At 47.1% G+C, this 13,923-nt stretch carries 12 protein-coding genes; 5 read left to right on the forward strand and 7 right to left on the reverse strand.

Annotation, left to right across the window (positions count from 1 at the left end):
* The first annotated feature begins 1 nt into the window (after position 1).
* Both BK816_RS03395 and BK816_RS03400 read left to right on the forward strand, forming a co-directional pair.
* On the forward strand, positions 2-3,223 hold the full coding sequence (locus BK816_RS03395) for a glycosyltransferase family 2 protein (RefSeq protein WP_071163921.1): 3,222 nt from the start codon (positions 2-4) through the stop codon (positions 3,221-3,223).
* A complete protein-coding gene (locus BK816_RS03400; RefSeq protein WP_071163922.1) occupies positions 3,220-4,794 on the forward strand; it encodes a DUF5719 family protein in 1,575 nt (524 codons plus the stop codon). The genes BK816_RS03395 and BK816_RS03400 overlap by 4 nt, the downstream gene beginning before the upstream one ends.
* 3 nt (positions 4,795-4,797) lie before the next feature.
* On the opposite strand, the gene BK816_RS03405 is transcribed toward BK816_RS03400, so the two are convergent.
* A complete protein-coding gene (locus BK816_RS03405) occupies positions 4,798-5,265 on the reverse strand; it encodes a metallopeptidase family protein (protein ID WP_083379043.1) in 468 nt (155 codons plus the stop codon).
* Positions 5,266-5,362: 97 nt separating this feature from the next.
* Here BK816_RS03405 and BK816_RS09105 point away from each other — a divergent pair, with 97 nt between their 5' ends.
* Positions 5,363-5,764, forward strand: a complete 402-nt coding sequence (locus BK816_RS09105; protein WP_083379044.1) for a DUF3499 domain-containing protein — start codon at positions 5,363-5,365, stop codon at positions 5,762-5,764.
* Between the two features lie 3 nt (positions 5,765-5,767).
* Here the strand turns inward: BK816_RS09105 and BK816_RS03415 are convergent, their stop codons facing one another.
* Positions 5,768-6,592: an RDD family protein gene (locus tag BK816_RS03415; protein ID WP_071163924.1), complete on the reverse strand. Its 825-nt coding sequence runs from the start codon at positions 6,590-6,592 to the stop codon at positions 5,768-5,770.
* A 46-nt stretch (positions 6,593-6,638) separates the two neighbouring features.
* Between BK816_RS03415 and BK816_RS03420 the strand changes: the two genes are divergently transcribed.
* The gene (locus BK816_RS03420) at positions 6,639-7,607 is read left to right on the forward strand and encodes a stage II sporulation protein M (RefSeq protein WP_071163925.1); all 969 of its coding nucleotides are present in this window, start codon (positions 6,639-6,641) and stop codon (positions 7,605-7,607) included.
* Between the two features lie 15 nt (positions 7,608-7,622).
* Here the strand turns inward: BK816_RS03420 and BK816_RS09110 are convergent, their stop codons facing one another.
* From BK816_RS09110 to BK816_RS03445, 5 genes are all read right to left on the reverse strand, one after another.
* Complete coding sequence (locus tag BK816_RS09110; protein ID WP_170299657.1) at positions 7,623-8,927, reverse strand: DUF58 domain-containing protein; 1,305 nt, start codon at positions 8,925-8,927, stop codon at positions 7,623-7,625.
* Positions 8,928-9,010: 83 nt separating this feature from the next.
* Positions 9,011-9,985 carry an AAA family ATPase gene (locus tag BK816_RS03430; protein WP_071163927.1) on the reverse strand — a complete coding sequence of 325 codons (975 nt, stop codon included), beginning with the start codon at positions 9,983-9,985 and terminating at the stop codon, positions 9,011-9,013.
* A complete protein-coding gene (locus tag BK816_RS03435) occupies positions 9,969-11,111 on the reverse strand; it encodes a hypothetical protein (RefSeq protein ID WP_071163928.1) in 1,143 nt (380 codons plus the stop codon). The genes BK816_RS03430 and BK816_RS03435 overlap by 17 nt, the downstream gene beginning before the upstream one ends.
* Entirely contained in the window at positions 11,101-11,754 is a 654-nt protein-coding gene (locus BK816_RS03440) for a DUF4129 domain-containing protein (RefSeq protein WP_071163929.1), read from the reverse strand. Before BK816_RS03440 ends, BK816_RS03435 begins: the two co-directional genes overlap by 11 nt.
* Positions 11,751-12,974 carry a DUF7847 domain-containing protein gene (locus BK816_RS03445; protein WP_071163930.1) on the reverse strand — a complete coding sequence of 408 codons (1,224 nt, stop codon included), beginning with the start codon at positions 12,972-12,974 and terminating at the stop codon, positions 11,751-11,753. The genes BK816_RS03440 and BK816_RS03445 overlap by 4 nt, the downstream gene beginning before the upstream one ends.
* Positions 12,975-13,155: 181 nt before the next feature.
* On the opposite strand from BK816_RS03445, the gene mtrA reads away from it, so the two are divergent.
* Complete coding sequence (gene mtrA / locus BK816_RS03450; RefSeq protein ID WP_071163931.1) at positions 13,156-13,842, forward strand: MtrAB system response regulator MtrA; 687 nt, start codon at positions 13,156-13,158, stop codon at positions 13,840-13,842.
* The last annotated feature ends 81 nt before the right edge of the window (positions 13,843-13,923 follow it).

Consider the following 13,923-nt stretch of genomic DNA (forward strand, 5'->3'; position numbering starts at 1 on the left):
CATGAGTGATCCCTGGTTAGTTCACGCCTTTATTGTTACTGCAGGAGCTACAAACTTCCTAGACTATACTGTTCATGCAGTCCAAACTCAGACTCGGGCTCCGCAGACCGTTACCATTGTTGATGTCCGCGGAGATGAATCGGTCGCTGAACTTGCCCAGAAAAATAATTGGTCGTATTTTGAGGCTCCTGAGGCAACTAATCTAGGGGCGGCGATTAATCTCGCTTGGCAAGCCCATCCAGAGCAGGAAAAAATTGACGATCGAGCGCCACTCATCATTGCAGATGATGGTAGTGCGGAAGATACAGTTGAGCAGGCCGCTGAGAATGAACCGGCATTTTTGCAGCCCGATTTAGCTCATGTTGGCACTAGAGCGGTTGAGGAAAAAACTTGGTTATGGGTGCTTCATGATGATTCGCCTCCGGAAACCGACTGTTTGGAACAAATGCTTTTCTCTCTCGATCGAGTGCGCTCGGTTGCTGTTGTCGGGGCTAAGCAAAGGGACTGGTATCACCCGAGAGAACTATTGGAAGTTGGTATTCGGGCTACCAGGCATGCACGCCGAGTTGATTTCTGGCGTGGGGAACTGGACCAAGGGCAGCATGATCATATCGAGGACGTTTTGGCAGTCTCGACTGCTGGAATGCTAGTTAACGCTCAAGTTTGGCAAACTGTCGGCGGTACCGATCCCGCCTTGACTGTTTTTGGAGAAGGCCTCGAGTTTGGCCGCAGGCTACATTTACTCGGGTATCGAGTAATCGTGCAGTCCAAAGCCGTGTGTTATCACGCTCAAGCTACCTATTTAGGAGTACGTCGTGCTCATGCGGCTCCTGATGCGCAAAGGTCCTTTGCTCCTAGACGTTTCGCTCAGCTCTATAACTGGGTTCTCGCGACTCCAACTTGGCAACTTCCCTTCTTACTTTTGTTATTACCGTTCTGGACTTTAGCTCGAGCTTTTGCTCGACTTATAGCTCGACAGCCAGCTCTTGCATTAGCTGAATTAGAAGCCTTTATCAAGTTGGTAATGGCATCGGGAACGATTTTATCTAGACGGAAATCTTATCCAAAGCAGGTTTCGGCCAAGTCATTATCTCGCCTTGAAGCTCATCCTGGTTTGCTCAGAAGAGCAAGATGGGAAAATTGGCGGATCCAGCAGGATGGTCGAAATGCCATCCAGATCGAGCCTGTGGCCGCGGCAGGCATGAAGGCTCGAAGAGAATATGCCCAGTTGGCAGCCGTATTCGTTATTGCGGTTCCGTTAGTACTCTCAATCTATTTCTTCTCGAGTAGAATCTATGGTTTTACTGGTGGGGCAACCTACCAATTTTCCAGCAATTACCGAACTTGGTGGGACTATGCATGGAGCGGATGGAACCAAGGAAATCTAGGGACTCCAGTGCCGGCAGATCCGTTGCTGTCCCTAATTTCTCTAGTTCTATCTGGGGGATACCTAGTCGGTATTTCTTTATCTACCATGGCTCGAATCGCTTGGCTTTTAGCTATGCCCTTGGCAGCGATTAGTGCATGGAAAGCGGCGGGAACTTTAACTAGGGCAGTTCCATTGCGAATCTGGGCAAGCTTTGCATGGATCGCACTACCAACGTTCTGGATATCGTGGGCTCAAGGCCGATTGAGCGTGATGGTCTTAGCTGTCTTTTTGCCTCTAACTTTTTGGGGGCTAATGCGAGGCACTCGCTTCCACAAAGCCGAGGTCGTAGCCGGCGCCCGCCGGATGGTTGCGGTTAGAACTATTGGCGGTGAAACCCGTTTCTTCGCTATCGCTGCGATTGGCCAAATGTTTGTGGTGGCAGCTTGGCCTGCTTTGCTTGGGCCGATGTGGCTGGCAACGATTATTCTGACCCTTTTTACTCCTTTTAGAAGGTGGTCGGTATTCGCCACAGCTATCCCGGCTACCATTCAAGTGACACCCTTCGTATTAACTGCTTTTGCTTATGGGCATACGAAAGCGGTACTTGGAACGATTGATCGTCCACTTGCTTTTGAGGCACCCTCGGTTTGGGATATTTTGACCTTATGGCCTCTAAATGCTCATGAATTAGAAGTTTCTAACTGGGCTTGGTGGACTGTTGCAATTGTTCTTTCGATCGCATTTGCTTGTGTTCTTTCATTGCTTAGAACGGGGAAGCGCGGTTGGTTTGTGAGGATCGCTATTGGGGCGGGTCTACTTTCCCTCTACGCTGCTTTGTATCTGCGGAATCAGCCGATTGCTGCGACCGATCGGACAGTATTTGTTTATCCCGGTTTGGCCTTAACAATTGCAACTGCTTTTTTCTTGATTGCTGGTGTTGCTGGCCTAGATCGCTATCTCAGCTTATCGGCAAAATTGCCACAGTTTAGAGCCTTTACCCGGGTGAGTGCGGCACTCGCTGCAGTTTTGGTGGTCTTGGTTCCATTATCTTTTACTGCGAAATGGGGAAATGGAATTAATTCGGTAACTAAAGCTGACAGTGGTCCATTCATTTCGGCCTCCGCACAGCTTTCAACTCAAGGTCCTGCTAAGAATGCCGTTTTGCTTTTGACTCCCAAGCCCAAGGGAGAGGTTCAAGCCCAAATCTGGCATGATAACGGTGCTACATATTTGGAACACAATGCGATTTTGGATTATCGCGAGTTGATCCAAAGGCAAAACCAGAGTGATTATGTTCCACCTTTTTGGCTCACTGCCATCGCTACACTTCGTGCCGGCCAAGATAACCCCAATTTAGCAAATGAATTAGCAGTTGCTGGGATCGGTCAGGTTGTGCTTAAAGGCCACAATGATGCTGAGTTTGAAACGGTCCGGACACGATTGGATCAGACTGATGGTTTGACCTACATTGGCCAGACTGAGGCCGGGGAGACTTGGCGAGTAGTCGATCCAGAGACTCTCACTGCTAGTGGTAATAGTGCGGTCCGGGTCCGATTAGTGACCGAGGACGGTTCCAAGATGATTCCTAGCGGTGCGATTACTGCTAAGGGGGAGATCCCTGCCCCAGGAACCGTAAGCTTAGCTCAGACTCCTGATGTTGGTTGGTGGATAAAGGTAAATGGTCAAAGCTTGGCAGTCACAGAGGGGAAGGTGCAAACCTTTGTGGCAGAAGAAGCTGGACATATTCGTCTTGGTTGGAGTCGGCCTTGGTTGCGGCTTTGGCAGATTAGCTTAACTATTTCTTACTTGGTTTTGGCTTCTGGGCTATTGGTTGCGAAGCGAGGTCGCGTATGAGTTCTCCACACAACGAATTGCCACGTGACCTACCCGCGATCCCAAAGCGTAGTCGTCGTGCGCGTTTAAGCACTGAAAGTGCCGTAAATCAGGTTAGTGAGCCGTCTGTTCTAACGGTATCTAAAGATGATGCAAAAGCTAAGAAAAAGATTTCTTGGCGCACAGTTGGTTCGGTAACGTCAGCTACTTTCTCTGCCATTGTATTGGGAGCCATGGCTCTTTTCCTTACCAGCGCAGAGCTTTGGTGGCAGGGACAAGAGCCCGAGACAATTCCCTATTTGTCCGTCAAACCAGTAGTTAACGAGGTTACTACGATTTGTCCACCGCAGCCGCCAAACCACAATGATAGTCTCGCTAATCCTGATGGTTCTGTGACTAAGGCTGAGGTTGCTTCACTTTTTGCGACAACCGCCAAAGCGCCTAGATTCACTTCGCTACCTGGTGATGAAATCTCGGTACCACCAGTTCCATTGGAAGGCTTTAGTGTCACTTCTAAAGCTGGCAATCAGTGGGATATGAGTATCAGAAATACGATTGCTACCGGCGGTGACTTAGCTGGTATGTCGATTACCGCTTGTCAGAGGCCTAGTGCGCAACAGTGGTTGTTCGCGACGGGCACGCAGGCTGGTGACAATGCGACTCTATTGTTAGTTAATTCCTCAGCTACGGCTTCTACGGTCACCATTAGCGCGTGGGATGAAACTGGCGACTTGGGAGAAAAACGTGTAGTAACAGTTGCTGGCCGCTCGAAGGCTGAACTGCAGGTAGGTGGCATGTTCAACCCTTCCGGACCGATGATGTTGAAACTAGCTGCTGACGGGCCTGGTATCGCTGCTTTCTTACATACCACTGAAGCCGAGGGACTTGTGCCGTTAGGTGCAGAATGGTCGCCTTGGGGATTGAGTCCTGCGAAACAAAATATCGTATCGGGACCGGTTCTACAAAAAGCAGGTGGTGTCCTTTACTTGGCTAACCCCTCAAGTCTTGCGGCTAAAGTTAACGTCAGCTTGTTTACCCAAAATGGTCCGGCCGCTTTACCTGGTGCCGAGGATATGGTGGTGGAAGCAAATTCGATTATGAAAATTGATCTTGCTGGTCTACCGTTGGGGGCGCAGTCGTTCGTAGTCAAATCAACTGAGCCGATTATTCCTGTGGTTTCAACCAAATCCACGGTAGCAAGTTCTCAAGCTGAAGCAGCAACTGCTGAAAGCAAAGTTACGGATAGTGCTTTGAATAATCGTCAGGATGCGGGTGACTATGCCTTCTTTGGTGCTACAACCCCAATTACTGAAGCGCCCCTACCTATCATGGAGAATGCTCCGGCTAAATTAGTTGTAACTAACCCGAGCAAGACTGCGATAAAGGTAAAGATTGGCGAGCGCCAAGAGGAAATTGCTCCTGAATCGGCCAGTGTTTTGGGCTTGCAAGGGGAAGACCGTTTGGTTTCAGAGGCGCCAGTATATGCTGCTCTCTTGTATCAAGATGCCGGAAGAGCTTATTACGTGTCTGGGTTGGGTCTAACTCAGGGTGAAGCGAATCTGGGAACTGTGCGGATCGATTTGCGCCCGTAAACTTTAGTCGTTGATTTCTGGATCTAAGGTGTCAGGCAAGACGCCAAGTAGGGATGCAAGATTCTCTACTAAAACTAGTTTAATCAAACCCGCTAATAGTTCTTTTTCGTCACATCTGCGGACGATTGGTTGGCGGTAAAGAACTACTCTTGACTTGAGTCCAAGACGACGGTCTTTAGCAAAAGTTTTGCCTAATCTAATTGCGCCATGTTCCCAGCTAGGCGGATCTGATGGGGGGACCTCTTCTACCGCCAATTCAACTTCAGCAGCTGGTGGATATTTTTTCACAATCTCGCCAAATACTTGGGCGACGATCGTATCGAACTGATCCCGGTAGCTTTGCCACAAAGGCATCGTAGGGACAAGCAATGGACCAAATTGGTTCCGACCATGCTTGTCTTTAGCAGCGAAGGGATCTCTAGGGATGGGTGGTTTAAAGGGAACCGCGACATTCCAATTTAGCTCTGGCATAGTGCAACCTTACGGCAAAGCAAATATGAGAAACAAATTATCTCGGTGTGCCTTTGCCTTACTAAAAATTCGAAAATGATAGCATTAGAAAGTGAGTATGGCACGGGTTTGTTCAAAATCAGCTTGTAATCAGTTAGCAAGCGTGACTTTAACGTACGATTATGCGCAATCTACTGCTGTGATCGGACATTTAGCAACGCAGGCGACACCTGGCGCATATGATCTTTGTGAAGCACACGCAATTAATTTTACGGCACCTCATGGCTGGGAAATAATTAGATTGGTTCAGGAATACCCTCTTCCACAGCCACTTGACGAGGATTTTGAGGAATTGAGCGCTGCTGTAAAGGAAGCAGCCCTAAGGGCAGAAGCCGTTTCACGCAGGATCGGGGAACAAACTCCTGAATCTAAAGCTTCTACTTCCGAAGCTAAGTCCAAAGTGGTTTCTGAAGGTAAACAGTGGGGGCATCTGCGCGTAGTAGATGGGATGGCAGACTAGCTACTAGTCATTTGAGTAAGAAAGACTAGTAACTTTATCTAGTACTTTATCCATTTGAGCCGAGCTTCGTTTTTTGGCTTCTTCTTGGTTTTTTGCATTTGTTGCGAGCAATGCTTTCACCATCTCGACTGGCGGTAATGCCGGGGGACTGGGGGAGAAATAAGTCAACATCGCATTGGCAAGTCTAATCGCTTGTTCATTAGAATTGCCAGTAGTTAGCTTGTTTTCAAAGGCGAGGAACTGATATCCCTGTTCAACTAGACTGGGCGGAAGAGGGCGGTAGCTACTTGTTATTCGCCATTGTTCAATTTCCGGTGATAGTTCGTTTAGTTTAGCTCGCTTTAGGGCAGGTAGATAAACCACATAGGTTCCTGCTGCAATATCACCTAGTCGTTTACCTCGTGTTACCAGCATCGAACTTAATACTGCAATTGAGCCAATTGAGAGCCACCCTTCAATTATCCAGAGGAATGCTCGAACGAAGGCGTGCCTTGGACCGATAACGCCACCATCATCACGAATGACCTGGAGCGAAAATAGGTACTTTCCTAAAGAGCGACCTTTGGTAAAAGTTTCAACTAACGCTGGAATGATCAGGAAGGCGGAAATTAAAAAAATACGACCGACGATTTTTAGGGAAATTAAATCAGCATTGGCCCTTACTAGAAGTTCGATGCTAGGCATAAGCAGAACGAAAACGATTGTGAGTAAGACAAGTGCGTCAAAGATAGCGGAGAAGATACGACGAACTAGGGAAGCTGGAGCTAATGATAAGCTGACAGCTTCTCCGATCACAATTTTGTCCTGATGTAAGTCTGTCTCGGACATGAAATTTTCGCTCATATATGGCAGGGTACATGTTGTGGATAGATTTGTGCTAGAGAAACTTCGAAAAGACCAGTGGCGACGGCTTGAAGTTTTGTGTGCAAAGAGAAAACTTTCGGGTCCACAATGTGACGAGCTGACTCACCTTTATCGTCAGGTTGCTGCTGATCTTTCGTTACTGCAGGCAGAATATGGAGATAACGATACCAGTGCTTATCTCTCGAACTTATTGCAAATGGCACGCTCAAAAATGTCGGGAGCGCCGAAACTGAATTTTTTTGAACTGGTGAGTCGATTTTTCCTAAAGGACTTTCCCATTGCGGTTTGGCGTGAAAGGGGCTGGATCATTGCGGCAACCGGTCTTTTTCTGTTGGTTGCCCTGGTCTCAGGTTTTCATGTTTATCTAAACCCTGATGCCTTGTTGCTTACTTCTTCCAAGGATTCCCTTGACAGATATGCCAATGAGTCGTTCATCAATTATTACTCAGAGCATGCCGCCTCTTTATTTTCCACTCAGGTTTGGACTAATAACGCCTGGCTGGCTGCTTTGATGGTTGCCTTAGGGTTGACCGGTTTCGTGCCGGTATACATTTTGATTAGTAATGCTGCTGCAGTAGGGAGAGCTGGAGCGGTTGTTTCTCTTTACAACTCACCAGAAGTATTTTTCAGTTACATCCTGCCGCATGGAATTTTGGAGTTAAGCGCATTGTTTATTGCCGGCGGGGTGGGGTTTTCACTTTTTGTCAAAGTGCTTATGCCTGGCAGAAAAACTCGTTTGCAGGCGCTCGGCGATGGCGGAAAACAGTTATTGATGGTTGCTTTTGGGTTAGTCTTCGTACTTTTGAATGCCGGTATCCTCGAGGGATATTTGACCCCTTCTGCTTTACCAGTTTGGCTGAAGATTTCGATTGGTACGTTTTGTTTGCTTGCGTGGATTGTCTACTTTTGGTTTTTTGGGTCTCGCCAGGCTCAGTTGCTTGCCGAGGACGAACATGGTTATTACCAGCCGACGGCTTAAGCGAATGACCTGAACCTAGAAAAGACCGTGCCGTTTAAGCCAAACATATTTTTCTGCTGCCTTCGTAGCGATTGACGATTCATCGCCAGTTAAAGATGTAACTTGATAACTGGCCAACGTGCTAGCCAGATTGTTTTGTTCTACTAGAGTGTAGGTAGCTGCAGCTCGTTGAAAACTAGTGTATTCAGACTTGATTTCTGAATTGGCAATCGTTTCTACTGTTTGGTCAGTTACGCTGATTAATAGCACCGTTGAACGTTTGGCGGCATTCTGGAGTTGAAGTAGTAAGCCTGCTGGGACCATAGCCAGATCAAGTGCCGTTAAAACAATAATTAGGCCACCATCGCGGTGGAAATTTCGTAGGGTGGAAAAGGCTAGATCCCAGTTGGTTTCGACTAATTCTGGTTCCTTATTGGCAATTGCCAGGCCGATAGTTTCTAGGACTGCATTTGGTTTGAGTTTAAGAGCCCGTGCTCGAACTAGATTTGATACCTCGAGATAATTTACTTTATCTCCGGTTTTGGCAGCCATGGAGGCTAGAAGCAGCGAAAGTTCTAGCTGTGTATCGTAGCGCGGAAAAGTAGTCAGCCGCACGGCGCTTTGTCGGCCTGCGTCGTTAATAATGGTTACCTGTCGTTCCTTCTCAGGATGCCAAGTTTTTACTATCGCTTCTCGGGCTCTAGCGGTAGCACGCCAGTCGATATCTCTTACATCATCGCCGATGACGTAAGGACGCAAGGAATCAAACTCACTTCCTGCTCCTTTTTGGAGCAGGGCATTGTTTCCTTCTGCGGTAACGATTTTCTTAATGTAGCCAGGAAGCAGTGGTGCAGATCTGAATTCTGGCAGTACTTTTACCGTAGGTGTGGGTGGGTACTTTTTGTGCTTGCCTGCTAATCCGAGGGGCCCAAAGCTGAAGACTACGATTGGTGATGAGTGAAAATCGTGCCTCCTGGAGGGCTCTAACGTGATGGCGTAGGTTATTGACTTCTTGTTTGTCTTTGCAGGAAACCACTCACGACGGTATCGACGTAGAAGTTTAGGGGAATGATCGGATTTAACCTTTTTCCTAGAAGGGAAACGGGATGTTTGCGGAGCCGAAATTGGGGACAGATCACTAGCTTTGATACTTGGAGCCCATCGAATCTCAAGTTTTATTCGGTGAGTGTTGGGACTGAGTCCAGTTAGTTTTATTGCTAGTTTCGCCAAGCGGTTAACTCTAGTTTTTACCGGTGCTTCTACTTCCAGCGAGACTGTTTTGAGACTAGGGGTAAGCCACAGATCGAGGGCGACTAGAAGTACCACGAACACCAACCACACGATAGTTGGTATCACGCTCTCAAAAACTAGATACGGAATGAGCGCAAAGAGTACTAGTAAGATAACTGGAGGGCTAAGAAACATCAGCGTGGAGTGGGGACGTTGTTAAGAATTGAGGTCAAGACGTGATTAGCATCCATCCCTTCTAGCTCGACATCAGCTGATAGTCGTAGGCGGTGTCTCATCGTGGGGAGCACTAAGGTCTTGACATCGTCAGGGATGACAAAGTTTCTTCCTTGCAGCCAAGCCCAAGCCTTGGCTGCAGCAAGTAGGTTTGTCGCGCCACGAGGAGAGACCCCAAGTTCAACTGCAGGATTATTTCGGGTTGCTCGCACTAGTGCCACAATGTAATGGAGAACTTCTGTTGAGACTTCTACCTGCTGTACAAACTGCTGAGCAGCTCGTAATTGCTCTGCGGTGAGTACTGCTTCTAGGCCGGCAGTTTCAAGTTTACGAGGATTAAAACCGTTGGCATGATTTTCTAGAATTTGAACTTCTTCTTCCATAGATAGCATTGGCATTTCTAGGTGGAAGAGGAAACGATCGAGTGCCGCTTCTGGCAAAGCATAGGTACCGGCGAACTCGATTGGGTTTTCTGTTGCTAGCACCATGAAGGGGGCTGGCAATGGATAGGATTTACCATCAATCGATACTTGCTTTTCTTCCATTGTCTCGAGCAAGGCAGACTGGGTTTTTGGGGGAGTACGGTTGATTTCGTCTGCGAGCAGCAAATTTGTGAATACTGGACCGGGGCGGAAATCGAAGTTTGAAGTTTGATTGTCATAAATTAGAGAGCCAGTAATATCACCGGGCATGAGATCTGGGGTAAATTGAACTCGTTTATTATCAAGCGATAAACATTTTGAGATGGTTCTTACCAGCAAGGTTTTACCCGTCCCCGGAACGCCTTCGAGTAGCACGTGGCCGCCCGCTAGTAAGGCAATAATAATGCCTGTGATAGCCCCTTCCTGGCCGATAATTACCTTATTGATTTCTGCTTTGAGACGAGCAAAATCCGCTTTCAACTCAGTTTCGTCGAAATTAGTTGGCGTTTCCATATGCAATCTCTTTCTTCAGGTTAGCTAGGTCTTTTTGAAGTTTATTAAGTTCTTGGTCGTTGTTAACTTCACGCTCGTAAAGTAGTTTGGTTAGCTCTATCTGGGACTGACCAGTTAGGTCGCTAACGGCCTTTGCAACGGTTATTTTGTCTGCCGATCGTGGCAAGCCGATTTGCTTTGTGATTTGCTGGAGATACCATGCTCGGAATATTTGGGCGGAATGCTCATAGACTTTGTTTTTGCGGTATAGTCTGGCTCGCCCTCGGATAGTTTCTGTCGCCGGAACAATGGTAGGCAAGTTCTCGCTCATCAGTGGAGTAAACCTACGTCCTAAGACGAAGACAGTAACTAAGAATGCTAAGAATAGAAGCCAATATATTCCTGGTAGGAGTTTTGACTCAATCGTCTCGCCCTCGGTAAGTAAATCATTGGGATTACCTAAATACCAGATTACTTGCTCATATTGTCCCCAAGTTTGGTAGATCAAGCTGGCCTGACCACCATCTAAAATGTTCGAGTTCAGGAGCGAAGTTAAGCCACTAAAGTAGAAACGATTAGCTTTTCCATGGAGACTTTTTGTGCTGAGCCATGCGGCAGTATTCGGATTGTGATCATTTGGGTAGCAACCAAGCTCAGACTCTTTGGTTAGAAAATAATAGTCCGGAGTCTGAATATTGCCAGCTTTGGCAATGGATTGTGAACACCTCGGGGCGATTGATTTTGGTACTGGACGGAATTTATCGTGGTAAGAAGGAAAGTAGACTGCTCGGTTTTCGATTCGTTTACTCCACCCACTCACCGGAAGGTACATTAGGTCAATCTCAGAGTTTTTGAGCGTGTCGAGACTTGCTGCAGGTAACCATTCCGGGCGCACTACGACGAGCAGAGAATTAGGCTTTTTAGCAAGGGCATATGCCAGATTTAGGCTATCTGCTCGCTTTACTTGCAACCCATGGGAATTAGCTGCATTAATCAGCGCCGCGGTACCATTTTTGTGATAATTCCAGCCGGAAAAGTCGCTTTCCTCCGTTCGGTTATTAGACCGCATGAAGATGGTAAAAAGAACCGCGATTAGGACAAAAACGAGGAGAGCAATAAGCATTGTCCGAGATTTTTTAGCTTTCAATGCCTACCTCCTCTAATTGCTCTGCTTTGGCGGAGGAAGTCTCTTCAAAAGATGACAAATAGGGGATGAGTTTAGAAATCTGTTTCCAATCAGATTCAGTTGGAAGATAGTGACCGTAAAAAATCCGGTTGAAAAGATCTGCCGATTTTAAGGCTTCACCGGATAGGGCGGGTGGAAGATCTGCCTCCAGAGCTTGACCTGCTTCAAGGGCAGTTAAGCCAGGACTGAGCGTAAGCGTTTCACGCTTATGGGCCATCGACACGAAGATCCTAAACTGAGTGAGAATAGCTTGTTCCCAGTCTTGTGCCGAAAGTGCGTTTGCTAAGGTTTCTTGTAATCGAGGGAGGTCGTCATCTAAGAAATCAAGCGCCTTTTTCTCTCTTTGAATACGAATGATTTCTTTGATAACAAAGAAGGCCAGAACTCCTGCTACCAGCACGGCAAGTCCGATTAGTAACCAGTTGTAGGTTAGGAGTGCTTCGGTTCCTGGCGAGATATTGAACCAGCTAAGAATCCAATCGATAGCCTTAGCAAGAGCTTTTTCTACTGGATTTTCCCATTCCTGATAGGCAGGCCTAGCTAGCTCCTCTCGCAGCCATTCGACTGCAGTGGAGCCATCAGGATCAACCGTTATTGTTCTCAACTGATATCAATCAAAGTTTGTGCGAAAGCTTCCTTACGGATTCTCAGGTCGTGATAAATCAGCGTGTAGAAAGCAGCCATTACTGGGATTGTCAGGGCGGAAGAAATCGTGCCGATAAGCTGACTAAAGTTGAAGGTCAGCTGTGGATCTGAAGCCAGTCCTAACATCAACGGTAAGGTGAGGATTTGAGAAAGTACTCCGACAATGATGCCGATAATCAGTGAGAATACAAAGGTGTAGCCAAAGATTGGGAAGAAGCGTCCCTTAGTGAGCTGCCAAGAGCGCTTCATTGCTTCCACCGGCCCTGATTTCTCCAGAACGATAACGACAGAACCGACTGATAGGCGGATGGTGACAAAAATCAGTGGAATGATTGCTAGAAGGAATAGCAAGAGGACGCCAAAAACCATCGAGATGGCAGCGCCAGATCCAAAAGAAGAAGGATCTGAATCGCTTGCCGTGTAAATGATGTATCCAACAAGGCCAACAAGTAAGCCTATGGGGATGATCATTACTAAGATTTCGACCACTAGTTGCAGCAGAGTGTAGAGAATTAGTGCTGGGATCCGTCCCTTAGTTTCTTCCCAAGATTTTTGCCAAGTAGGTTTCTTGCCAATGATTGCTCGGGCGACGGTGTACGACGAGAGTCCAGACAGAATAATGATGGCAAGTTGTTGGGTGATGCCAGAGAACAATGTAGTGCCAGCAAGTTTAACGATAATTGAGGCGATTGAGTTACCAATGGTTTCTGCGTCATTACTTTCGAAAAAGTTATCTGGGTTCTGCATAATCAGCCCAAGATCGTTCCCGAAAGGAAGTAACCAGAATACAAGTACATTTAGTAAGGCGATAAATGTCATTACGATTAGGGATACACCGAAGAGGATTCCTGGATTTGCCCTAAGTGCAGCGAACACTGATTCAATAATATCGCCCAAAGTCAATGGTCTAATGGGCATGATACCTGGTTTAAAATTTCGTCCACCAGAGTGCCCATAGTAATTGGTGGTTGTTTGATAATTCGCAAAGGGGTCGTTAGGGGCAGCGCCTTGGTAACCTTGGTTTGGATTTTCCGCGTAATTTTGTGATGACTGGTTGCCATCATTGGTATTATTAGCTTCATAATTGGGGTAATCATTGTAGCTGGAGGAAGACTCAGATTTTGGTTGCTGGGGGTAGGGATCCCACGACCATTGTGAGTCGTTTTCTGTTGCAGGCATAACTACTCCTTAAGGTAGAAAATCTTTGTTAGTAAGGATTTTCAAAAAATATTTGTAACTATTATGCCAAATTTAGTTCTTTCTTGGCTGGCTGGCTAAAAAGCTACGCTGATTTCTTAAAGATAGGCCGATAAGGCGAGTTTTTCCTGCCACCTTTATAGTTTTGTGCGAATATAACACTATGAATGCGAAAGTTTTGGTGGTTGATGACGATGTCGCTTTGGCGGAAATGATCGGCATCATTCTGGAGTCGGAAGGATTCGCGGCGGCTTTTTGTGCTGATGGAGCTAAAGCTGTAGATGCCTTTCATCGGGTTAAGCCAGATCTGATTTTGCTGGATGTGATGTTACCAGGTCTTGATGGCATTCAGATCTGCAGTCGAATTCGTTCTGAATCTGACGTGCCAATCGTCATGCTGACTGCAAAATCTGATACTACTGATGTGGTCGCTGGTCTTGAAGCTGGGGCAGATGACTATGTGCAAAAGCCTTTTAAAGCAAAAGAACTCGTAGCTCGGTTAAGAGCGAGGTTGCGCCGGACAGACGAGGGACAAACCGACAAACTAAAGATCGGTGATTTGGTGATTGACGTTGCCGGTCATCAGGTTAAGCGTGGCGATGAAGTGCTTTCTTTGACGCCGTTGGAGTTTGATCTTCTCTCCACTTTGGCGCGGGAACCATGGAAGGTTTTTTCTCGTAATGAGTTGTTGGAGAAAGTCTGGGGATATCGACACGCTGCTGATACCCGTTTGGTGAATGTTCACGTCCAGCGGTTGCGTTCAAAAGTTGAATTAGACCCAGAAAATCCCGCAATAATTATGACTGTACGCGGTATCGGCTATCGCTCTGGGGCACCTGTCGAGTCCTAAGGTCAGATAGTTGCCAGTAAACGAACCTCCCGCAACAACTGGGCAGCTTCGAGTCTTAAAGAGTTTAAAACGAAGCGACGA

It is taken from the genome of Boudabousia tangfeifanii (genome assembly GCF_001856685.1).
Taxonomy (GTDB): Bacteria; Actinomycetota; Actinomycetes; order Actinomycetales; family Actinomycetaceae; genus Boudabousia; species Boudabousia tangfeifanii.

Excerpts from the sequence above, each read along its gene's own strand:
- BK816_RS03395 (WP_071163921.1), top strand. The coding sequence starts at position 2 with ATGAGTGATCCCTGGTTAGTTCACGCCTTTATTGTTACTGCAGGAGCT.
- BK816_RS03415 (WP_071163924.1), bottom strand. The coding sequence starts at position 6,592 with ATGTCCGAGACAGACTTACATCAGGACAAAATTGTGATCGGAGAAGCT.
- BK816_RS03400 (WP_071163922.1), top strand. The coding sequence starts at position 3,220 with ATGAGTTCTCCACACAACGAATTGCCACGTGACCTACCCGCGATCCCA.
- BK816_RS03405 (WP_083379043.1), bottom strand. The coding sequence starts at position 5,265 with ATGCCAGAGCTAAATTGGAATGTCGCGGTTCCCTTTAAACCACCCATC.
- mtrA (WP_071163931.1), top strand. The coding sequence starts at position 13,156 with ATGAATGCGAAAGTTTTGGTGGTTGATGACGATGTCGCTTTGGCGGAA.
- BK816_RS03430 (WP_071163927.1), bottom strand. The coding sequence starts at position 9,985 with ATGGAAACGCCAACTAATTTCGACGAAACTGAGTTGAAAGCGGATTTT.
- BK816_RS09105 (WP_083379044.1), top strand. The coding sequence starts at position 5,363 with ATGGCACGGGTTTGTTCAAAATCAGCTTGTAATCAGTTAGCAAGCGTG.
- BK816_RS03445 (WP_071163930.1), bottom strand. The coding sequence starts at position 12,974 with ATGCCTGCAACAGAAAACGACTCACAATGGTCGTGGGATCCCTACCCC.